Source organism: Ruegeria sp. CH8 (assembly GCF_056536985.1).
This window is the reverse complement of record NZ_JBQFQR010000044.1, coordinates 1-22,454: the sequence shown is the minus strand read 5'-3', so window position 1 is coordinate 22,454 and position 22,454 is coordinate 1. Positions and strand designations below refer to the sequence as shown.

Sequence of the window (22,454 nt, the reverse complement as noted above, 5' to 3'; positions counted from 1 at the left end):
GCGTACGGCACATGTGTGGGTTCAAGACGTTCAGATCCGCATCAGCTACTTTGGACGGCATCAAAGTCGCCAACATGATCCGAAAGCAGCAATTCCCCTACACTACGACATCTGGCTTTCGGCAATTTGCCAAGATCGCAGGATGAGTGTGTCCGGTAAGTCGATACCTTGGCCCTTCTAAAGTTTGCGACATATCCCATAGAACTGTATAAATCTTAGTCGCACCCGCCCTTAATGCGCATAAATGACCTTTTTTTAGCACTACCTTTGAGCCGCGCGACGAATCGTTTCCGCCTTACTAATCGATACCCACGAAATCGCACGTTCTGCGAAACGTCCAAAAGGCCGCGGTGCTACAAACACGAATTCAATGTTACAGGTGATCACCATGCAGAAGTAGGATCCTGCCGAAGACATCGTGGCCTTTAATAAGAATCGGGCCTACAGCACCGAGGTTGGGACAATTGAACTACTTCAAGCAACCCATGTGCGTTCAAAACTAAAGCAAGGATTGGCCCTCCTTTATTCCGCGGCTTCCAGCCGTATGGCGCGCACATCGGTATCGACACGGCTGTAGGCGGCCAATAACCGCCCCGACCATTTCTGTGCGATATAATCGGCCATAAACCGAGAAGGAGCCATCAGCGTAATGACCCCCCCTGCCCTGTCAGCCTCTGTCAGATGCCGGAACCAACTGGCCCAAAGCTCAGGGTCGCGCCCGTGCAGGATGGCTTGAACCTGCGTCCAGATATCTCCATCTCCGGCATCCGGAGCGGACGGTTTCACCGCAAAGGGTACCACATTGGTTTCCGCTTCGGGCTCTTCCGTCATCCGCGCCTGGAAATCTGACCCGATTGTCGGCCACACTTCGGATGTGTCGATCATTAGTTGCTTTAGGTCCAGTTCATAAACTGCCACCCGTCCGCGCGCGGCAGGACGCTTGACTGCGATCCACCCCATAGTCCGCAGCTTGGCCATCTCGCGTTTGACGGTGCGTTCGTTCACCGACCACAGGCGAGCGATCTCCTCGCGGCCGATCGACAGTTCATTGTTGCGCCAGTTATAGCGGGTAGTGATCAGGGCAATGATACGTAGGATACTGCGCTGACGATGCTTATCGCCTGACAGGGCGTGCACGGTCAGCGCCGAGAGAATATCATATTTTATTGCGGGCGCATTTCGCCCGACCGGTTTTGCAACCTGCATTCCCGTTCTCACCGCTCTGTCTGCCTCGGACGGTTATACCGCCAGTCTTACGCTGTTTGCCAACGCTTTTCACCTTGATGCCCTGATTAGCGTCCAATCCGACGATTCTGTCAAGCGGAGTCTGATTTGAGGGCGGTTTGCGGATGATCCCATCTCAATACTCAAAAAGAAAATAGGTGAAATATTGGTGATGGGGGACATCCTGCTTGACCCCCTATTTGCCTGTTTTGTCCCCCCAAATAGGGTGGTGTCCGCAATCGTGACCCCCTAAATCGGGTCTCCGGGCCCGTAATCTTGCCCGCCGCCGAATCATGAGGCCTCCGAATCGGTTCGCGCCCGCGAAGCCCTTGATTTCTTACCCGTGGGTAAGATCACAGTCTTATCATATTTCCTTTTGCGTAAAGCGCAAATCAAGCGTAAATAGGAAACACATATAAAATAGCGTCCCAAACGATGAGACTTGAGGCATGTACACGCACGAAGACCTGAACGCATTGCGCAATCAGTCGCTCAAACTGCAGGGCTGGATTCGCCAGCAGACCTTCAGCCCCGAGATGGAGAAGACCCTACGCCGGTTCTCCAGCTGGGAAGTGTCTGAACTGATCTTTCGCGTCAACCAGTCCACCTTTCGCGGCAAGCTGGCCGCCGATCCCTCTCTGCCCGGTGGCGAGGTGGAGCCCGAAGGCCGCCAGCGCTGGTTTAGCCTGGAAGAGGTGAACGAGCTGCGCCGGCGGCTCAAGGTGAATCGCAAATCCCTGATGCCGCCCCGCCCTGCGGGCAAACGTGCCATCCGGGCGGCGGTGGCGAACTTCAAGGGCGGTGCGGGCAAGTCTACCGTCGCCCTGCACCTGGCCCATGCCGCCGCTCTGGACGGCTACCGCGTGCTGGTCGTGGATTTCGACCCGCAGGCGACGCTGAGCCATTCCATGGGTCTGACCGACGTGGCTGAGGATTTCACTGTCTGGGGCATTATGGCCCGCGACCTGATCCGCGAGACCGAGCGGATGAACAACCGCCCCGCGGCCGCCGAGTCTGGCACCGCCCTGCCCCGCCGCGAACTGCCACCCGCGATTACCGATATGGGCTTGGGCGATCTGCGCATCTCGGACTTCATCAAGCAAAGCTCGTGGTCGACAATCGATGTCATCCCCTCGTGCGCCAACGCAGCCTTCGTGGAATTTGCTTCGGCGCAGTATCGTCACCTGAACCCGGAATGGTCGTTCTTCGCTGCCGTGTCGCGGTATCTGGATCAGATCCCGGATGATGCTTACGACCTGATCCTGTTCGATTGCCCGCCTGCTATTGGGTATCAGTCGATGAACGCGGTGTTTGCCGCTGACATGCTCTATGTTCCGTCTGGCCCCGGCTATTGGGAGTACGACTCGACCACCTCGTTCATCGGTCAGCTGGCCGAGGCGTTGGAAGACCTCGCTTATGGGTTCGACAAGACCTTACCCACGGGTAAGATCGGCCTGCCCAAAACCTTCTGCGAGATGCGCTTCCTACTGACCCGCTATGAACCGGGCAACGCCTTGCACCTAGCAATGTTCCATGCGTTCAAGAAGGTGTTCGGTGATCACGTCGCCGAGCATCCGGTTGAAATGACCCGCGCGGTCGAACAATCCGGCCGCTTCCTGAGTTCAGTCTACGAGATGGACTACCGCGAGATGACACGGGAAACCTGGCGCCGCGCGCGCTCGACCTTTGACAATGTGTATGAGGAATTCCGGGGCGTGATGCTGTCGGCCTGGGACCAGCTGGAGGATGACGCATGAGCCGTAAACGCAGAATGTTTGACATCGACATGCCGTCAATGGAGGATATCCCGGTCGGCAAGGTTCCGGACAAGGTGCTTGAGAAACGGCGCGGTCCGATGGCCACGGCGATCTCGGAAAACGCCGACGCGTTGCGCGATCAGCAATCGACCGAGGACACCATTCGCGCCGAAAATGACCGTCTGGCGCATGAGCTGGTTCGCCTGCGGTCCGAAGGATTGGTGACCGAGCATGTATTGCTTTCTGATGTGGTCACCGAAAAACTGACCCGGGACCGCAAGCCCGGCCCCGACCCCGAACTCGACGAGTTGAAGGACTCGATCCGCGATATCGGCCTGTCGAACCCGATCCGGTTGGAACGGCGTTCCGACGGGCGGTTCGACCTGATCCAGGGGATGCGCCGTCTTTCGGCCTATCGCGCGCTGCTCGAGGAAACCGGTGACGATCTCTATGCCAGGATCCCCGCGGGTGTTGCCGAGGCTGCCGATCTTAACGACAGTTATCGTCGCATGGTGGATGAGAACCTGATCCGCAAGGATATCTCATTTGCCGAGATGGGCGCGCTGGCCCGGGCCTATGCCGAGGATCCGGCGAATGACTGCGCCGATGTGGATAAAGCGGTTGCGATCCTTTTTAAATCCGCCAGCTACACCAAACGTAGCTACATCCGGTCTTTCGCCAGCTTGCTGATGAGGCTGGACAAGGTGTTGATGCATCCAAACGACATTCCGCGCAATCTGGGGGTTGAGCTGAAACGAAAACTCGACGCCAATGCCGGATTGATCCGCCAGGTCAGCACCGCAGTGATGAGCGAGCCGGACCGCGACGGAGCGCGTGAAGTTGCGATTCTGCGGTCGTTTGTTGAGGCCGAAGCAAGCGCTCCGAAAAAACCGATGAATACTTCGGCCGGAAAAACGCGGCGTGCTAAAACCACGTTTCAGGTATCGGGGAGGGCAGGGGTCGCGAAATGCTCGGCCTCAAGCGGGCGGATCGAGCTGCGTTATGATCTGGACTTTACCCGCGTGGACCGCGCTAAGTTGGAGCAGGCCATTGCAACCCTGATCGACGATTTGCAGGAAGAGGATGATCTTACCCACGGGTAAGGTTTTGATGTTATATTTCGTGTGGGTAAAACGCCGGGCCAGCAGCCCGGCGTTTCCCTTTGTTCCATCTTACCCCAACAGGTCTGTTGCCGGGTTTTCGGCAATATCGACATCGTCATAGTATTTCTGCGCCTGAGCCATGGAACGGTGTAGGGACAAGCGCATGGCGGCCTGGATCGGCGCTCCATCCAGAGCGGCTTGTGTCAGGAACCCGGACCGCAGCCCATGCGGCGAGGCGAAATCTTCTGGCAACCCGGCCAGTTTCAGCCGGTGCTTGACGATCTGAGCAATCGCATCCGGGGACAGGCGACGGGCGAGCACCCGATCCGCCTTGGAGATTGGGCGGAACAGCGGCCCATCATTAATCTGTCCCACCTCGATCCAATGGACCAGCGCCTGCGCGGCGCGACCCTTGAGGATCAATCGTGGGGTCTCACCCTTTTGGGTGGTCTTGGTTTCCAGCAGCGAAAGCCGGATCATCCCTTCCTTGTCGAATGTTTTCAGCGCCACATCCTCGCGCATGAGCGCGGTAATCTCGGATCGCCTCCGCCCACCGCTGGCCCAGCCCAACATGAGGATGGCCCGGTCGCGGCAATCGCGACGGCTGCCGTGGCAGGTAGCCAGCAGTTGCTCGAGGATGTCGCGGGTGATCGGGTGTTGCGACTTCGGGGCCGGGGGGCGGGCCGCAGCGCGCCGCGCCTTGGCACGGGCCTGTTTCACCTGTGGCGCATCGAACGGCGAGGCGAGGTTCTTCATCCGGTGAAAGGCCAGCCAGGAGGCGATGCGCCGGTCCAGCGTCGACGGCGCCGGGCAGGTGAGGGACTTGCGCAGCCCTTGCGCGATCAGCGCCTCCGCCACCTGCCGCGCGATGTCCTCTTCTGACGCATCTTCAAGATCGCGGGCGTGATCGAGAATGAAGGCCAGGGCCGTGGCCTCGCTCTCGGGCCAGTCCAGCGTCCGATCGAACCGTGCGGATTTCCATGCCGTCACGTAGAGCAGATCGCGCTCATAAGCCCGCAGCGTGTTGGCGGGCGTACCGCGGATATAGAGATCGGTCAGCGCCTCCTGATCTGCCGCAGACAGGGCAGGGGAGGCGGCGGGGAGATGTGGGGCAGGGGGCTTCATGGGGCCCAGTCTGCGCCGATTTCAAGGCAAAATCAATAATACATGATAAGCGATACTTATCGGGTGTAATAGTATTTTGAAGATACCTTGGATGTAACGATCAAAAAGTCCTTATAATGAGCGTAATACAGGCGTAGGTCATGCTCTGTAACAGAATTCAAGAAGGCGAGGTGGGTTCTGTTGCAACAGAGCCATCTGCCTATTGTAGAGCGGCTTTGTCAGGTTATTTTCGACGGCCCGCGAGACAGGAACTGTACGTTGATTTCAAGCGTTGAGCTCGCGTCCATATTCGGTCCAAATTTCGAAAGCAGCGGCGCGGGCATGTCGAAAGGAATGGGCTGAAAGGCGGTGACGTTTGGGGCGAAACAGAGCGGCGGTTTGATCGTGTGTCACGGTGCCCTTAATTTCTGGACGCTTGCTTCAAAAAATTGAGTAAAATCAGTTCCAATTTGTGCCTTTAATTTCTGGACTGTGTCCTTAATTGCCGGACTGTGCCTTAAATTCCAAGACCGTGCATTCTGGGGATAAGTCGTGTGTTAGGCAGACGTGATCCGGTACAGGGACCCTTCGGTCCTTCACCGAATGTATGTGAGGTCCCTGGTTGGTGGCCTGTGGATATCCGAGAATTAAGGGCACAAAACCTGGGTAAATGCACCAAGATGCATCTGCGTCCAGAAATTAAGGGCACAGTGACAACAGTCAAGCGTGATAATTCACGATTCGGGGCACATGGGATGAGACGCTGAGGTAGCGCCAATGCCCACTACTATAATTTCTTAATTCGAATGTGATTTGATTCAGCCTCTCACACCATAGCGCGCTTGAAGCGTATTGGTTCAAGAACGTAGCTGAACGTGCGATCGGGTCATGGTTCAGAAGATCATTCGTCATGGACCTTTAGCTTCCTTCTGCCATAGGTTGACGTCGAGACATAATCGAGAGGATTACGGCGATGCGAGTTTTTGAGTCTTTCCTGGCGACGATTCTTTGCTTCGCCGGGTTTGGAGCGAATGCGATGGAAACAATTACTGGAACGGCCACATTCCGGGAACGGATCGCCATGCCGCCCGGAGTGACCTTCGAGGTTCGGCTTGAGGATGTATCATTGATGGATGTCCCGGCGCAAATCCTCAGCACAGTGACGGTGAACGAAGCGGGCAACCCGCCCTACGAATTCGCGATCCCCTACAACCCCGATGTCATTCAGGATACACGGCGTTACACAGTCCGAGCGAGCCTGCGGTTAGGCGAGCGGTTACTGTTCACCACTGACACGCATACACCGGTGTTAACGGACGGCGCTGGCATGGATGTGGAGATCAACATGGTTCAAGTACAAATCCCGGTTGAACGGCCCCGCCGAATGATCGGAGAGTTCGTCTATTCTGCAGACGCCGCGACGTTTACAGAATGCGGGACAAAAGACACTTACCCGGTCGCGATCGAGGGCGCTTACCTTGATGCCGAACGCGGATACCTGGATGCACAGGCCGCGCCGATGACGCCGGTCGTTGTAGTACTCGAAGGCGAGATAGCGAAACGCCAAGGCATGGAAGGTGGCAAGCGCGATATGCTTGTGATAGAGCGGCTTGCCGGGTTCGTACCAGGACTGACCTGTGAGCGCGCAATGGCGGACGCGGATGTTGAAAACACCTATTGGCGTATCCTATCGATTGCAAGCCGCGTGCTCGAGAATACCGAGGCCGAGCGAGAACCCCATTTTATTTTGCGCTCCAGTGAGGGGGCTTTTACGTCGACTGTCGGCTGTAACATCATCAATGGAAGTTACGCACTTGAAGGCTCCGCGCTGTCTTTGACTGCTGGTCCCATGACGTTGACGGCTTGCCCACCGCCATTTGATAAAATCGAGCGTGCCTGGACCAAAGGTATGGCTGCGGTGAGCGAGGCGGTCGTGACCGGTCCGACGATGGAGCTGCTTACCGCCGATGGTATGACGGTCGTATTCCTCGAAGCCGTAGCCTTGCCCTGAAACGGCACTTTGTCGAACCTTCCAGGCCTTATCTGTCTGTCGGGTGCCGCGGTTTTCGATTGTCTTCACTAATACAATGATTTTGCCCTTGCCTGTGACGTTGCAAACGGCCACGCGTTTGGGGGTATTGCCGAGGTCAGGTATCGGCTGATCAAAACGTTCATGGTTCCGGGCGATGTCGATCTCGCGCACGCAACGAACGTCATCAAAAACGATATTTGCGTCAAACTTCTTTGACTTCAGTCTTTGGGCGCAAGTTTGGCTTGAATGATAAATTGCGTGACCGGGTCAAGGTTTTCACTGTCCAACAAGGCCAACAGCTGTTCATCCAGCTGAGTTTCGTTCCAGTCCCGCATCGCAATCGCAATTTCCATTGCCAATGCACTATCGTCCTTTAATACCTCGGCGAAGACCCCAGTAATCCGGTTTCTGAATGCAGGAGATACCGTGCCACAATCGGCCAATGCACGCACAAGCGATCGCTTGCTGTTCGGCTTCAAGGTCTCCGTCTTCAATGCATCGCTGACGACTTCAATGGCCGACAATCCGTCCATGGCGATCCCTGACAGAGCCCATTCGTACACGTAAGCCGAGTTTGAATGCATCGCTTGTGAATACCGGGATTGAACCGCTTTTCTCGCCCTGTCATCGTCAATTTGCAGCCCCATCAGTCGGATCGAAACCGGAACAAAGCTTAGCCGGTTAATGGTGCCGAATTCTTGCAGCAACATGTCTACAGGAACCTTGTTGCGCAAAATCTGGATGCTGCTGTAGGGGGCACGATCTATTTCGATCAGTGCGGTATCGCGTAGCACCAAGTCTTTGTCCGAAAGAAACTGTGCAAAAAACTCAACCCGTTCGGCGTAGTTCCCTTTGCCCGGTCGCCAATGCTCACCCACGATCCATAGAGCTTCGAGAAATTGCTCTCTGTCGGGGGTCAGAGAAAAAATTCTGGTCCATTTGCGCGACAGCCCACGCCCGGCCGCATCTTTGGTTGTGGTGCCAAAAGTCAGCAAAATTAACTTGTCAGGGTCGGCCCGGAATGCAGCACGCGTACGGCTATCGATCAGGAAGGGGATTTCGGGCATCCGCTCAAGCCCTTCGGAAGTGCCTTTTATGACCCTTACGGGAGTGAATTTGAAGGGATTATCCGGAGCAGGCCCGGACAGAACGACGATCTCGGCTGCAAGTAGGTGATCTGCGAGCGTTGTCTCTGGCAATGTCGTGCACACCGGGCAAGCGTTTACCATTCTTGGCGTGGAAACGAAACCGAATACGATGACGACAAAAAGCAAAAAACTTACCGCACTTCGATTGCGATCAGGGCTGCGCGATGACCTGAGATTTTGCTGCCACTTAAGCATTTATCGAATCCCCCCAAGCCTTCTGGATCGATCAAAACGATACGTCCGTATTCCGACCGGATAAGTCCTTGGCCTGTCAAGGTGCCAAATTGAATCGAGGCTATCGGCAATGAGATATTCGCCAGTTCGGGGATTTCCAGTTGGGTGGCGTGGACGACATCGGTTTGGGCCGACCCATGGAAAATACCTTCAGAGCCCGTCGAGGCGGCTAAATGCAAAAAACCTGCATCAGAGCAGCTGACCACTGCAATTTTCAACCTGGATTCATACTTCAAAGAACCTGGTAACAAAACCAAAATTCTATTCCGCGACGTTACTATCCAATGCGATCGGGTCGAGAGTTCTGATACGTCCGTAGTTCAATTCGATCAGGCCTTCTTCCTACATGCCCTGGAGGCGTTGGGGCGCTTCTGAACATGTGATGTTGGCTAAATTGGAGAGATCTTGCTGGCTCGCTTCGCCATGATCTCTTCCAGATAGCGATAGGAAACGCCGTATCGAACATAGAAGAACACTGCGAATAGGATCACATACTCCGGTGCCTGTGCACCTTTGAAAGAAATCATGAGCTGGCTTTCGACTTGATACGACCGACAGACATTCACTCGCTAATTCCGAAATCATCAATGGTCGAAGGATTGCAACGGAACCCTCTCAACAAACATAAGAACTTGATCTTGCTTCAATCGGCCCTAATGCTCGAGAACATCTTAATTATTTCATATTGGCAACTGAAAGTAACGTATTGATCCTGATTAAGCGCCTTGCAATTGTATCTGGTGTCTACGTCTATGCTGCGTCAAACGCACTGCTTTCCGGTGGCCTTGGTCCGGTGAGCCGGGACTATGGCATCACCGAATTACAAGTCGGCATAATCCTAAGTCTCGGCGCGTTGGCTGTTGTACCCACAGCGCCCCTATGGGGCGTTTTGTCAGAGCGCGTGGGCCGCCGTTCCCTGGTTTTGACCGCTATTCCGTTTGTTTTGCTCAGCCCGTTGATAATGGCGCTGGTGTTCTCAAACATGTTGGTTCTGGCCAGCAGCGCAACGGTCTATACGCTTGCAGTTGCCCGCACCGTAAAGGGCGTGTTCGGTGGGGCGCTCATTCCGTCGACGCAGGCGCTCATTGCCGATACTACAGACAGCAAGACGCGCGTCTCAGGCATGGGTCTTATGGGGGCTTCCGTCAGTTTGGGCGCACTTTCAGGTTCAATGCTGCTCTGGTTGACCGCCGAGCGGGGCATTGCAGTCGGCTTTGTTGCGCTTCTTCTAGCAGGCTTGTTTGCGTTTTTTCTGTCTTTGAAATTTCTTCCGACCTCGCAATTACATATCCGGCCAAGGACGAAAAAACCCATTCGATTGTCTCGGTTCTGGAAATTCTTTGCGATCACGATGGCAGGCTTTGCTGGCTACACCATGGTGGTTCCGATCATCGGGCTTAAACTAATGGATGACCTGCAAGTAAACAGTACCGAGGCAATGAAATCAACAGGCTTTATTCTTGCAGGCGCAACTCTGTCGTTGACGATATCACAAGTGTTTGTGGCAACACGAAAGGGATGGGATGCGCGTCGGTTGCTGCGGTCAGGCAGTATTGGCGCTTTGGCCGGAATAGGGATCATGATTCTGGCGGATGATGTGTTGGTTCTGGCGATTGGCATGATCGCCGTTGGTGCTTCTCTGGGGGCAGTCGCTCCTGGCGCTATGGGTGCGCTCAGCTTATCGGCCGGTACAACGGATCAGGGTCGAGTGGCGGGCATCAATACGGCTTTTCGCGGAATGGGAATTGCTGCCGGGCCGGTTCTCGGCACTGCACTTTACAGTTTTGGTACAGACGCGCCACTTTGGGGCGCGTTGGCGCTTGTGTTTTGTGTTGCGGCGTTGAGCTTGTCTTGTCGGCAACCCAATGTTTGAGCCGCACAGCCAAAAAGAACCATCCATTCTCGGCTAAACCTCTACACGCGTTTACGCGGATCGCTCACACCTCGTGAACACAGTTCACAGCAATGCCAACAGTCCCTTGGGATCCGTTATGGTTATGCTGGCGCGTCCGAGGCTTATCAGTTTTTTGCGCTCCAGTTCCGCAAGGCGAGAAGAAACAACACCGCGCGATAGGTTGGTCAAGGTAGCGATCTCTCGGTGCGTGGCATCGACGATCGCTGGAACAGGAGGGTTGGGTTCATACAGCCCGGCCATTCTGGCCAGGACGGCAACAAGGCGTTCATGGCTTCCGCGGCGCATGAGATCATGGGCAAAACCAATCGCCCGCTCTTGGTTTTGGATCTGGTTCAACAACAGTCGACGCCAAATATCCGGGTAAATCTCAGCAAAACTCACGAACTCGTTGCTTTTGACAACCAAAATGGTCGAAGGGCGCGTAGCATACGCGCCGATTTTACGTCTTTTTGTTCCAGCCAGCCGTGCTGCTCCAATCCACACCCCAGGGTGCATCAGAAAGCTCTTTTCGATCACGTTTTCAGTTCCTGCTGACTCGATAGCAATCGCACCCGAGGCCAACCCGAAGAGGTCACTGGCAGGGTCGTCGATGGAATAAAGCGGCTGCCCGGCATCAAGCGTTACATGGTGAGTGATGCCCAGGAACGCGTCCAGCAATTCACCCGATAGGGTTGAAGCCCAGCCATGATGTGAAAGATATTTTTTCGCATTTGCGCTTGATATGTGCATTCAATTCCGCCTTCTGTCCGAATTCGGACAAATAGATTTATTCGAATGGCTACAGTCAAGGGGGCGAATCTGACATTTCAGACATAGGTTTGCGATTCTTTAGGGTGACTGATGTCTTCATTGGAACGGTTTTTCTCTCTCGGCTGGTTCAGGCGGCCTCCTATGTATTGGCAGCTTCACCGGGGCATTCAATGCCCCCAGTCCGGCTTAGGTCCGCGAACATCTGCCACCACTCATGGTTCCGGATTGGCAGGCTGCGGGGGACCGTACCGAGTTGATTGGGGCGTTCTGACAGGCCCGGAATCGAAAGCGCGCCGATCCATCATCCATAACAATTTGCCCACACAGTAAGGAACACCTGATGCAAAAAATCATTCCTTCTCTCGCTGCGACACTTTTTGCGACGGGCGTTTTTGCACAAGAAGCTCCGCCCGAAGCGTCCGATAGTGTTTTGAAGGGGCGCCCTTATTCCCCCTATGCCGACCGCGCGTTTCCGACGCGGCCATTGTTCGGCGACACGCATGTCCACACCGCGTTGTCGGCTGATGCGGGAGGCGGTGGAACAACACTTTTGCCACGCGACAGCTATCGATTGGCTCGTGGTGAGCAGGTGATTTCTAACACTGGTCAACCTGTCAAACTCTCCCGTCCCCTGGATTTCTATATGATCACAGATCATTCCGATGGGATGGGCGCCATTACCGACATTTTGTCCGGTGCGCCCAACATCATGGCCGATGAACAAGGGCGACAATTTCACGAAGCCTTTGCAGAAGGTGGGCAAGCGGCCCGTATGGCAGCTCAGGAACTCACAAAACAGTTTGCACAAGGCACAATTTCGTCCGAACTCAACTACCAGCCCGGCAATCCGGCCTACAAGCGGGTCTGGGATGATATCATCGCCGCGGCGGAAGAGTTCAACGACCCCGGGGTATTCACCACTTTCATCGCCTTTGAATGGACCTCATTGGTCTCGGGCAACAATCTGCACCGCAACGTCATTTTTCGAGATGGGCCCGAACGCGCAGGTCAGGTCGTGCCCTACACCACAACACCACCTATGGGGTCGAGCAATCCGCGTGACCTCTGGGCTTGGCTCGAGAACTACGAAACGGTCACGGGTGGCGACGTTACCGCAATTCCGCATAACGGCAACCTTTCAAGCGGCATGATGTTCCCGCTCGTTGATGATTTTGCCGATGGCGCGCCGCTCGATCCGGCATATGCCGAAGCACGCCAAAAGTGGGAACGGCTTTACGAATGGACCCAATTCAAAGGGGATGGCGAAGCGCATCCCATGCTATCGCCCGAGGATGAGTTTGCCAACTTCGAGACTTGGGATTACGGCAATCTCGACGCGACAGTTCGAAAAACGCCCGAGATGCTGCCGGGTGAATATGCAAGGTCTGGTTTGTTGCGTGGGCTGGAACTGGGCGCTGTACTTGGGTCCAACCCCTACAAGTTTGGTGCCGACGGCGCTACTGATACGCATACCGGCCTGACCACGGCGCAGGAAAACAACTTTTATGGCAAATTTACTGCTTATGAACCCAACGGTGAACGGGCGGCGCATGTCGGAAGGACATATCCGAACGGTGATGTTGCGTATGACTCGTCCATCTATTCAGCCGCGGGTTTGACCGCTGTCTGGGCTACGGAAAATACTCGTGGTGCGATCTTTGATGCCATGGAACGGCGCGAAACCTACGCGACGACCGGATCGCGCCTATCCGTAAGGTTCTTTGGTGGCGATTATGAAGCCGACGCGATGAACCGTCGTGATCTGGCTCAGGTCGGTTACTATGGCGGGGTCCCCATGGGTGGTGATCTTGCGACGCCTGCAGACGGCGAAGCGCCTGACTTCCTCGTCTATTCTCTGCGTGATCCGTCGGGTGCAAATCTTGACCGCGTGCAGATCATCAAGGGTTGGATCGATGCCGAGTCCGGCGAGGCCATGGAAAAGGTCTATGATGTCGCGTGGGGGGGTGACCGGTCTCCGGATGAGAACGGAAAACTGCCGCCGGTTGGCAATACCGTCGACCTGTCGGTGCCGTCCTGGACAAACACCATCGGTGCGCCCGAGCTTGGTGCCGTCTGGACCGATCCGGATTTCGATCCGGCAGAACCCGCATTCTATTATGCCCGGGTCATCGAAATCCCCACTCCACGGTGGACGGCTTATGACGCTGTAAAGTTCAATGTTCAAATGGCGGACAGCGTTGTGATGACCACACAGGATCGCGCCTACACATCGCCCATTTGGTACACGCCCACAAATTGAGGAGTGCACTTTAATGATCAGGGAACTCGCTATTTCCGTTTCACTGCTCGCATTCGCGGGGGCGATCCACGCCCAGGACACGCCGGCTGTTGCTCCTGCAGGCGACTATTCGCCCTATCCGAGTCAGGATTTCCCCAATCAGGTTTTCTTTGGCGATACACATCTTCACACGTCGTTTTCAGCGGATTCGGGTTTGAACGGCAATTTGCTGGGCCCGGATGAGGCTTATCGTTTTGCGAAAGGGGAGACAGTCGTTTCCACAACCGGGCAGAATGCGAAACTAAGCCGCCCCCTTGATTTTCTTGTTGTTGCTGATCATGCAGAAAACTTGGGACTACCCGTAGCGATTGAAGAAGCCAACGAGGATCTGCTGGCGACCGAATGGGGGCGTCAGATCTATGAGATAGCCAAACCCGGGACGTTTGAAGCTAGACGGGACGCTCAGAATTTCTGGGCTACGATGCGGCAGACCGGCGTGAACGAGCTAGCCGATAACCAGGACATGTCGATTACGATGTGGCAACGCGTCACAGACGCCGCAGACAGGCACAATATTCCTGGTGCATTCACCGCCTTCATTGGTTTTGAATATACCCTTGACCCCTCCGGCAACAATCTGCACCGCGTCGTGGTCTTCAAGGATGACAAGGAGAAAGCAGATCAGATTATTCCGGTTTCAGTTTACGAGGCCCCGGACCCTGAGGACCTTTGGGACTGGATGGCTTCTTACGAGGAGCTGACCGGAGGGCAACTCCTGGCCATCCCGCACAATGGTAATCTGTCGAACGGGCTTATGTTCTCGGAAACCGGTCTGCTAAGTGGTGAACCGATTGACGCCTCTTACGCTGAGCGGCGCATGCGCTGGGAGCCTTTGTACGAGATCACTCAAATGAAGGGCGATGGTGAAGCACACCCGTTCCTGTCTCCCGATGATGAGTTTGCCGACTTCGAGACCTGGGACGGTGGTAGCTTTGGAGTCGAGCCCAAAACGCCCGAAATGCTGCCCAATGAGTATGCCCGAACCGCTTTGATGCGTGGTCTTTCAATAGGGGATAGGTTGGGGGCGAACCCATTTAAGTTTGGTGTGATCGGGTCGACTGACAGCCACACGTCGCTTAGCACTGTCGAGGAGAATAATTACTTCGGTAAATTTCCAGCGGTGGAACCAACTGCCGACCCGATCAGATTTGATGAGGCTGCAACAGCGCGCCTTGCAGAGGACGACGCGCAAAAGAACTTTACGCGAAACACTAGTGCTGGCGGGCTTGCTGCGGTTTGGGCACGTGAGAATACGCGCGAAGCCATCTTTAACGCGATGATGCGAAAAGAGGTCTTTGCGACCACAGGGACACGTATCCGGGTTCGTGTCTTCGCGGGTTACGATTTTGATGAATCCGATCTCCCTCGGTCGGACTTCGCGGCGCATGGCTACGCCAATGGCGTACCTATGGGGGGTGATTTGGGAAAGAGTGAAGACCGTGCGCCGCGTTTCCTTGTTCGTGCTTTGCGGGATCCGGATGGTGCCAACTTAGACCGTGTGCAGATCGTAAAGGGATGGAACAACGCCGATGGCACAACGTCGGAGCGCATCTACGATATTGCTTGCGGCGGACGTGCTCTTGTTTCAGCGAAGTGCTCGGCTCCGGTCGGCAACACCGTAGATGTAGCGAATGCCAGCTACACCAATGAGATTGGTCAGGCGATCCTTGGTGGCTTCTGGCAAGATCCCGAGTTCGACCCGACGCAGGCTGCTTTCTACTATGTCAGAGTATTGGCAATTCCGACACCTCGTTGGACGACGTATGACGCAAAATTCTTTGGAGTAGAAATTCCGGAGGATGTCCCAACATCAATCCAAGAACGCGCCTACACATCGCCCATTTGGTACACGCCCGCAAATTGAGGAGTACGTTGCGATGAAAAAGCTCGCTGCGCTTTCTGTATCCACGCTTGCTCTGGCAGGGGCGCTTCACGCTCAGGACACGCCGCCGGTTGCTCCTGCCGGCGAATACTCGCCCTATCCAAGCCAGGATTTCCCCAACCAGGTTTTCTTTGGCGACACCCATGTGCATACGACCTATTCCGCTGATGCCGGTCTGATCGGCAACACATTAGGGCCGGACGCGGCCTATCGCTTTGCCAAAGGCGAAACGGTCACGTCATCAACCGGGCTTCCAGCCCGTTTGTCGCGTCCGCTCGATTTTCTCGTTGTTGCCGATCACGCCGAGAATCTTGGGACGGCGCCATTGCTTGCGGCGCGTGACACCCGGCTTCTCGAAACAGAATACGGGCAGTCGCTTCAGGCTGCCATTGATGCGGGGGATTTACCCGGCGCGTGGGAGATTTTTTCTGTGACAAAGGCGTCTGGGGAAGACCCACTCGCTGATGTACCCGGCGTCTATGACAGCGTCTGGCAAGAGATTACCGCGGCTGCCGAAAGCCACAACCAGCCCGGTGCCTTCACTGCATTTATCGGGTTTGAATGGACCTCGACCTTTGATCGCTCGAACCTGCATCGCAATGTGATCTATCGCGGCGGAAAAGAGAATGCCGATATGCGACTACCCTATTCTGCCTACGACAGCGTGGATCCAGAAGATCTATGGGACTGGATGGCGCAATACGAGGCGGATACAGGCGACCGCCTTCTGGCCATTCCACACAATGGAAACCTTTCTAACGGGCTGATGTTTGACACTGTCAAGCTTGACAGCGACGAGGCGCTTGATGCCGAATATGCGGCACGCCGCGCCCGTTGGGAGCCGCTATATGAAGTGACTCAAATGAAAGGGGATGGTGAAGCCCATCCCATGCTGTCACCTGATGACCCGTTTGCGGATTTTGAGACATGGGACAAGGGCCAGCTTGGTCCCAATCCCAAGACGCCCGAGATGATCCCAAACGAATATGCGCGCGAAGCGCTCAAGCGAGGTTTGGCCTACCAGACTGAATTTGGTGTGAACCCGTTCCGGTTTGGGATGATCGGCTCGACCGACACACATACTTCACTCTCAACTTCTAAAGAAAACAACATGTTCGGTAAGGTTGTCGCCCTCGAACCGACAGTAGACCCGATCCGGTTTGAAGAAGTGGTGGGGGGCATAGGAGGTGACGAAAGTGTTGCGCAATATGCGTGGCAGACCAGCGCCTCCGGTTTGGCTGCCATCTGGGCGCGCGAAAACACGCGCGAAGCCCTTTTTGACGCGATGATGCGCAAGGAGGTCTATGCAACAACAGGTACGCGCCTGCGCGTCCGTGTCTTCGCAGGGTACGACTTTGATGCCTCTGACCTCCCTCGGTCAGATTTCGCGGCTCACGGTTACGCCAATGGCGTACCTATGGGGGGTGATCTGGGAACGAGTGAAGGTCGTGCGCCGCGCTTTTTGGTGCGGGCGTTGCGTGATCCGGACGGGGCCAATCTGGATCGGATTCAGATCATCAAGGGCTGGCTGAATGCGGATGGAACGACCAGTGAAAAGGTCTTTGACATTGCATGCGGTGATCGAAAGGTCATCGACGGTCAATGCGCTGCTCCGGTCGGGAATTCTGTTGATTCCGATGAAGCCACTTACACAAACGATATAGGCCAACCGATCCTTGGAGCCTATTGGGAAGACCCGGAATTCGACCCAGATCAAAGTGCTTTTTACTACACGCGTGTTCTGGAAATCCCAACCCCGCGCTGGACGACCTATGACCACAAGTTCTTTGGTGTCGAACTGCCGGAAGGCGCGCCTGAGGCCATTCAGGACCGGGCCTATACCTCACCCATTTGGTACACGCCCTGATCCTAAAACCCGAAAAAAGCGCGGCAAACGCGTGAAGTGATTTAAACGAGGTGACAAATGAAGATGTTTTTGCGTGACAAGCGTCCGATGATGGGCGCGGCCATCATTGCTACCCTTACAGTTCTGCCGGTAAAACCAGCGATTGCGGTTGAAGGAGGGTTGGGCGCCTATTTTCTGGGAACCAGAGATACGTTTGCCGGTTTCGTGCCCGAGCCGGGAACTTACACAAGCCTTACATTCGACCATCTTGATGGCAGCGTGGACGGCGTTTCGCTTGCGGGTCTTCCGATTGCGGCTGACGCAGACCTCGAACTTAATCTCTGGCGACTGGGTGTTACTCAGGTGTTCGACGCGCAGCTCTTTGGCGGAACACCCGCCATAAACCTCACTGTTCCTTTTCCTGTTGCTGAACTCACGTTCACGGCAATACGGCCTCCGTTGCAAGGAGCCAGCATTGACGATACGTTGTCCAGTTTTGGTGACATCAGCCTGACCGGACTGGTGGGTTGGCATCGGGGCAATCTGCACTATAGTACGGGGCTGACCGTTTATGCCCCGACTGGAGAGTATAATACGGCATCCATCAATCTGCAGGAGCGCACAGTTCAAGTATTGAATGCAGGCAAGAATGTCTGGTCGTTCCAGCCCTTCTTTGCCGCGACGTGGTTCGTTCCGGAACGTGGTTTTGAGGTTTCAGGAGCGGCCAGCCTTTTGTTCAGCGAAGAAAACGATGCGACCGACTACCAGACGGCCCCTGCGTTTCAATTAGAAGGCGCGGTGGTGCAGCGCTTCCGCTCGGGCTGGGGTGTTGGCCTCGCTGGCTATACCTACCATCAGCTTGAGGATGACAGTGGCGCAGGTGCTGAGCTTACCCGGATCGCCCTGGGGGCCAGCAGCCTGCGGGCTCAGGTCAGCGGGATTGGGCCTCTCGTGACTTACGAGGGCGGAACGCTGTTGGGCGCCGATGCTTCCCTCAGGCTTAAATACACACATGAGTTTGCGGCAAAGCGGCGGTTCGAAAGCAATGTCCTGACGGCCGTGATTTCATTGGCGTTCTGACCTGCGGGACTTTCAACATGAAGCTGACACTGTCATGGGTTATTGCAGGAGTTCTGGTCCCTTGTGTTGTCCTGGCACAGGAAAAATCGGAGTCGCTTCAATCGGCGGCCAACGATCCGACAGCGTCGATCATGTCTTTTCAGCTGCAAGGCTTTCATTCGTTTGACCTGCACAACTCTTCCGAAGACAGCAGCCTGCTTCAGTTTCGTGCTGCGATCCCGTTCACTCTCGGACAAACAAACCATATTGCGCGGCTTACGCTGCCTTACGTGACGGACAGCCCCACCGGGCAGGCCGGACTGAGCGACACGACCCTGTTTGACCTCATGACTTTTGATCGGCGTTGGGGGCGTTTCGGTGTTGGCGCGGTCGCCTTGTTGCCCACGGGCAGCGATGGGCTGAGCGCGGATAAATGGGCGCTGGGTCCAGCTGTTGGTTTTGCAAAGCAAGAGAATTGGGGGCTTTGGGGGGCGTTTAACCAGAATCTCATCACGGTCGCCGGTGACGACAATCGGCCAGACGTGAATCTGTCCACACTGCAACCGGTGTTCAACTACACCCTTGGAAACGGCTGGTCGGTCGGCACGTCGGAAATGGTGTTTGTCTACGACTGGGACGCTGGCGACTTCAGCAGCGTTCCGCTGGGGTTGAAAGTGTCCAAACTCAACCGAAGCAGGGGGCTACCATGGCAATGGTCATTTTCCTACGAACACAATTTCGACGATGACGCCATCGTGGCTGCCGACACGGTTAGTTTCACGCTGAAATTGCTGGTCCCCAAGAGCCGATGAAATTGGATCGGAGATAGATGTGAACAAACATTGGCAATCAACCAATTCGCCGCGCCCAAGTGATCCGGTGTCAAACAAACAGAACGTGTTGCAGAGGGTCATCCGGGAACCCTTTGTCCATTTTGCCATTCTCAGCATCGCAATCTTCGGCTGGTTCAAGCTGGCGCAGCCCGCGGAATGGACAGGTGAGCCCGATGCGCGCGTCATTGTTCTCGAACAACGGCAAATCGATCTTCTGGCTGCCCAGTTCGAGGATACATGGCGGCGCGCTCCGACCGACGAAGAACTGAACAAACTCAAAGCCGACTGGCTGAACCGCGAGGTGCTTGTGCGCGAGGCTTTGGCGCTTGGGCTGGATGGCAATGATGAGATCATCCGCAACAGGTTGGTGCAGAAGATGAACTTCCTTCTGACCTCCGAAGCGGGCGCGGCCCGTCCCGATGATGAGGTGTTGCAAACCTATCTGTCAGACAATGCCGAGGCGTTCACGACCACTGCGCGGATTGCGGTCAGCCTTGTTTATCTGGGGCAAAACCCCAGCGGCACGTTTGTTGGCCAGACGCGGGCGCGTTTGGCTGCAGGGGAAGATCACCGCCAGTTGGGCCAGGCGTCGCTGCTACCGACGGGGTTTGATCTGAGCGTCCGATCTTCATTTGATGGCAACTTCGGAACGGGTTTCTTCGACCAGTTGCAACCCTTGCCATTGGGTGAATGGAGCGGACCCGTTCAGTCGTCTTTCGGGCTTCACATGGTTCGGATCGACAACAGATGGGATGCCGTCTTACCGCCTTTTGGCGCGATCCGGGATCGCGTTTTGGCAGATTGGCGCGAGAAGCAAGCCGAGCGTGCGACGGAACTGTTCATAGACAATCTGCGATCCACCTATGTGATCGAAGACCTTGGGACAACGGGCATGCCCGCGGGTGAGTCATGAGGCATCTTCTGCCCGTGATCGCGCTGCTGGTTGGGCTTTTGGTGCCCGCCTTTAGCCATGCCCACGCGCTGGAGCCGGGGTATCTGGAAATCTCGCAGGAGACCGATAGCGACTGGTACGTGTTCTGGCGCAAGCCCGATGTTCGGGGCGCTCCAATGGATATCGACGTTGTGCTTCCGGAGGTCTGTACCGCGCCCACCTTTGATGCCCCTGTCTTTGACGGTCGCGCCTGGACACAGGTCTGGCGCATGACCTGCACCGAAGACCTGCGCGGCAACACGATCCTGATCGACAAGCTTGATGCGCAGCGAACGGACGTCTTGCTGCGGGTGGGGTATCTGGACACCGAGAACATGGCCACATTCCGCCTGACACCGGATGCGCCTGCCGTCACGCTGCCCGCGCAGCAGGGGTTGGTTCAGACGCTATGGCAATACGGCGTGTTGGGGTTCGAACATATCCTCGAAGGCTGGGATCACCTGCTTTTTGTCTTTGCCCTGCTGGTGCTGATCCGCAACCTGCGCCAGCTGATCTGGGCCGTGACCGCCTTTACTGTCGCGCATTCGATCACGCTGGGTTTGGCCACCTTTGGAGTTCTGAACGTGCCCGGCCCTCCTGTCGAGGCCGTGATCGCGCTGTCTATTGTCTTTCTGGCAACCGAGGTTCTGCGGTCTGACGACAAACCAAAGACACTGGCGAGTCGGTTCCCCTGGGTGATTTCGTTTGGGTTCGGCCTGTTGCATGGCTTGGGTTTTGCCGGTGCGCTGGCCGAGATCGGTCTGCCTGAACAGGACATCCCGGCGGCTTTGCTGGCCTTTAACCTCGGGGTCGAGGCGGGGCAGCTTGCGTTCATCTTTGCCGTGCTGGGCGTGTTCGAGGTGCTGAAAAAGACAATGCAGATCGTCTGGGGCTGGTCCTTCGCGCCAGGTCCCTCGCGCCAATTTCTCGGATATCCCATCGGATGCATTGCCGGTTTCTGGCTGGCCGAGCGTTTGGCTGGGTTTTGATTCAACACAGAAAAGGAGAATAGACAGTGAGTAAGTTACTGGGGGGTGCGATGGTTGTCGCGATACTTGCGATTGCCGGCTGCGACGTGGTGGACCCCGACTGCACACCAGAAAAAGCTGCGAAACGCCAGGTCCAGCAAGCGACGATTGGCGTCAGCACGAATAGATGCACACCAGCTGAGACTGCGCGCGATACCGCAGGTATCGACGGTTGAGGAATTCGGGCACTCCAAAGCACTGGATGAATCGTGAGTGGTGAAGAAGTGACGCCCGGTATTGTCCTACAGAAACCGTAGTCACTGTGCCAGTTTTTGGAGGCCCGGATCGGTTCCCCGTTTAAACCTCGTAAGACGGGGAACCGACAAATTTAAACTTTGATACGCCCGGATGGGCCGGAGGCCATATGCGCTGGAAAGGACGACGTACAAGCAAAAACATCGACGACCGGCGCCACACGCCGCGTGGGGTATCTCGAGCCGGTATGAGCGGCGCGGGGTTGATTGTGGTCGTCGTAATCGGCCTGCTTTTTGGTGTCGATGTCACGCCGTTTTTGGGCGGCGGTGGTCAGGTTGCTCCTCCGCAAGCAAATGCCCCGGTTCAAATTGACGACGAAACCGAAGAGTTTGTGGCTGTCATACTTGCCGACACGGAAGCGATCTGGTCCGAGATTTTCGCGAATTCGGGCATTCAATACACGCCGCCGGTTCTGGTCCTGTTTGCAGGCAGAACTCAATCGGCCTGCGGCAGCGCCGCTTCGGCAACCGGCCCGTTCTATTGCCCTGTCGATCAGCGTGTCTATCTGGATACGTCGTTCTTTCAGGTGATGGAGCAACGGCTGGGCGCGCGTGGTGATTTTGCCAAGGCCTATGTCATCGCGCATGAGGTCGCGCATCATGTCCAGAACAGCCTGGGCGTTCTGGAACAGGTGAACCGCGCAAAAAGCAGGTCCAGCCAAGCCGAGGCAAATGCCTTGTCGGTTCGGGTCGAGCTTCAGGCTGACTGCTACTCAGGCGTCTGGGCCCGCGCCGTTGACAAGCGCTTTGGCGTATTGGAACCCGGCGACATAGAAGAAGCCCTAAACACGGCCGCCGCAATCGGTGACGACGCACTGCAACGCGCCCAGCGTGGCGTTGTTGTCCCTGACAGTTTTACTCATGGCACCAGTGCTCAACGGCAAAACTGGTTCCATCGCGGATACCAGACAGGTGACCCCAACAGCTGCGAAACCTTCGCAGTAGACCAACTATGACTTTCAAGGGTGTTGTCACGTTAACTTCCGACCCACCAAGGAATGCTGATGCCCGGACTTCAAGCAGCTCGAGTGGCGGCATTCCAGGCGTCAAATGCT

18 protein-coding genes and 1 pseudogene are annotated in these 22,454 nt (G+C 55.8%); 13 read left to right on the top strand and 6 right to left on the bottom strand.

Going from position 1 to position 22,454, the window contains the following annotated elements; genetic code table 11:
• Window positions 1-522 precede the first annotated feature (522 nt).
• Entirely contained in the window at window positions 523-1,206 is a 684-nt protein-coding gene (locus ACR0ER_RS24560) for a DnaA N-terminal domain-containing protein (RefSeq protein ID WP_480771116.1), read from the bottom strand.
• Between the two features lie 467 nt (window positions 1,207-1,673).
• Between ACR0ER_RS24560 and ACR0ER_RS24555 the strand changes: the two genes are divergently transcribed.
• Together ACR0ER_RS24555 and ACR0ER_RS24550 are read left to right on the top strand one after the other, a co-directional pair.
• Complete coding sequence (locus tag ACR0ER_RS24555) at window positions 1,674-2,981, top strand: AAA family ATPase (protein ID WP_480771115.1); 1,308 nt, start codon at window positions 1,674-1,676, stop codon at window positions 2,979-2,981.
• Window positions 2,978-4,084: a ParB/RepB/Spo0J family partition protein gene (locus ACR0ER_RS24550; RefSeq protein WP_480771114.1), complete on the top strand. Its 1,107-nt coding sequence runs from the start codon at window positions 2,978-2,980 to the stop codon at window positions 4,082-4,084. Before ACR0ER_RS24555 ends, ACR0ER_RS24550 begins: the two co-directional genes overlap by 4 nt.
• Before the next feature lie 69 nt (window positions 4,085-4,153).
• Here the strand turns inward: ACR0ER_RS24550 and ACR0ER_RS24545 are convergent, their stop codons facing one another.
• Window positions 4,154-5,209 (bottom strand): tyrosine-type recombinase/integrase, encoded by a 1,056-nt coding sequence (locus ACR0ER_RS24545; RefSeq protein ID WP_480771113.1) that lies wholly within the window; start codon window positions 5,207-5,209, stop codon window positions 4,154-4,156.
• 1,015 nt (window positions 5,210-6,224) lie between these two features.
• Here ACR0ER_RS24545 and ACR0ER_RS24540 point away from each other — a divergent pair.
• Window positions 6,225-7,199 carry a YbaY family lipoprotein gene (locus ACR0ER_RS24540; protein WP_170825404.1) on the top strand — a complete coding sequence of 325 codons (975 nt, stop codon included), beginning with the start codon at window positions 6,225-6,227 and terminating at the stop codon, window positions 7,197-7,199.
• A 239-nt stretch (window positions 7,200-7,438) separates the two neighbouring features.
• On the opposite strand, the gene ACR0ER_RS24535 is transcribed toward ACR0ER_RS24540, so the two are convergent.
• The 3 genes and pseudogenes from ACR0ER_RS24535 to ACR0ER_RS24525 form a co-directional block, all read right to left on the bottom strand.
• A complete protein-coding gene (locus ACR0ER_RS24535; protein ID WP_480771112.1) occupies window positions 7,439-8,563 on the bottom strand; it encodes a hypothetical protein in 1,125 nt (374 codons plus the stop codon).
• Entirely contained in the window at window positions 8,500-8,820 is a 321-nt protein-coding gene (locus ACR0ER_RS24530) for a hypothetical protein (protein WP_170744553.1), read from the bottom strand. The genes ACR0ER_RS24535 and ACR0ER_RS24530 overlap by 64 nt, the downstream gene beginning before the upstream one ends.
• Before the next feature lie 195 nt (window positions 8,821-9,015).
• Window positions 9,016-9,129: pseudogene (locus ACR0ER_RS24525) on the bottom strand (IS6 family transposase); the annotation flags it as partial.
• Window positions 9,130-9,308: 179 nt separating this feature from the next.
• Between ACR0ER_RS24525 and ACR0ER_RS24520 the strand changes: the two are divergent.
• On the top strand, window positions 9,309-10,475 hold the full coding sequence (locus ACR0ER_RS24520) for an MFS transporter (protein WP_170825402.1): 1,167 nt from the start codon (window positions 9,309-9,311) through the stop codon (window positions 10,473-10,475).
• 84 nt (window positions 10,476-10,559) lie between these two features.
• On the opposite strand, the gene ACR0ER_RS24515 is transcribed toward ACR0ER_RS24520, so the two are convergent.
• Complete coding sequence (locus ACR0ER_RS24515; RefSeq protein WP_170825401.1) at window positions 10,560-11,246, bottom strand: Crp/Fnr family transcriptional regulator; 687 nt, start codon at window positions 11,244-11,246, stop codon at window positions 10,560-10,562.
• Between the two features lie 361 nt (window positions 11,247-11,607).
• On the opposite strand from ACR0ER_RS24515, the gene ACR0ER_RS24510 reads away from it, so the two are divergent.
• From ACR0ER_RS24510 to ypfJ, 9 genes are all read left to right on the top strand, one after another.
• Window positions 11,608-13,527, top strand: coding sequence for a DUF3604 domain-containing protein (locus tag ACR0ER_RS24510; RefSeq protein WP_170744550.1), 1,920 nt, complete (start codon window positions 11,608-11,610; stop codon window positions 13,525-13,527).
• Between the two features lie 13 nt (window positions 13,528-13,540).
• On the top strand, window positions 13,541-15,430 hold the full coding sequence (locus ACR0ER_RS24505) for a DUF3604 domain-containing protein (RefSeq protein WP_170825399.1): 1,890 nt from the start codon (window positions 13,541-13,543) through the stop codon (window positions 15,428-15,430).
• 13 nt (window positions 15,431-15,443) lie between these two features.
• Window positions 15,444-17,315, top strand: a complete 1,872-nt coding sequence (locus ACR0ER_RS24500; protein WP_170744548.1) for a DUF3604 domain-containing protein — start codon at window positions 15,444-15,446, stop codon at window positions 17,313-17,315.
• Window positions 17,316-17,372: 57 nt separating this feature from the next.
• On the top strand, window positions 17,373-18,374 hold the full coding sequence (locus tag ACR0ER_RS24495) for a SphA family protein (RefSeq protein WP_480771111.1): 1,002 nt from the start codon (window positions 17,373-17,375) through the stop codon (window positions 18,372-18,374).
• 17 nt (window positions 18,375-18,391) lie between these two features.
• Window positions 18,392-19,165, top strand: a complete 774-nt coding sequence (locus tag ACR0ER_RS24490; protein WP_170825398.1) for a hypothetical protein — start codon at window positions 18,392-18,394, stop codon at window positions 19,163-19,165.
• Between the two features lie 19 nt (window positions 19,166-19,184).
• Window positions 19,185-20,099, top strand: coding sequence for a peptidyl-prolyl cis-trans isomerase (locus tag ACR0ER_RS24485; protein WP_480771110.1), 915 nt, complete (start codon window positions 19,185-19,187; stop codon window positions 20,097-20,099).
• Window positions 20,096-21,106, top strand: a complete 1,011-nt coding sequence (locus ACR0ER_RS24480) for a HupE/UreJ family protein (RefSeq protein WP_480771109.1) — start codon at window positions 20,096-20,098, stop codon at window positions 21,104-21,106. The genes ACR0ER_RS24485 and ACR0ER_RS24480 overlap by 4 nt, the downstream gene beginning before the upstream one ends.
• Before the next feature lie 26 nt (window positions 21,107-21,132).
• On the top strand, window positions 21,133-21,321 hold the full coding sequence (locus ACR0ER_RS24475) for a hypothetical protein (protein ID WP_170825395.1): 189 nt from the start codon (window positions 21,133-21,135) through the stop codon (window positions 21,319-21,321).
• A 188-nt stretch (window positions 21,322-21,509) separates the two neighbouring features.
• The gene (gene ypfJ / locus ACR0ER_RS24470; protein WP_171212900.1) at window positions 21,510-22,355 is read left to right on the top strand and encodes a KPN_02809 family neutral zinc metallopeptidase; all 846 of its coding nucleotides are present in this window, start codon (window positions 21,510-21,512) and stop codon (window positions 22,353-22,355) included.
• Window positions 22,356-22,454 lie beyond the last annotated feature (99 nt).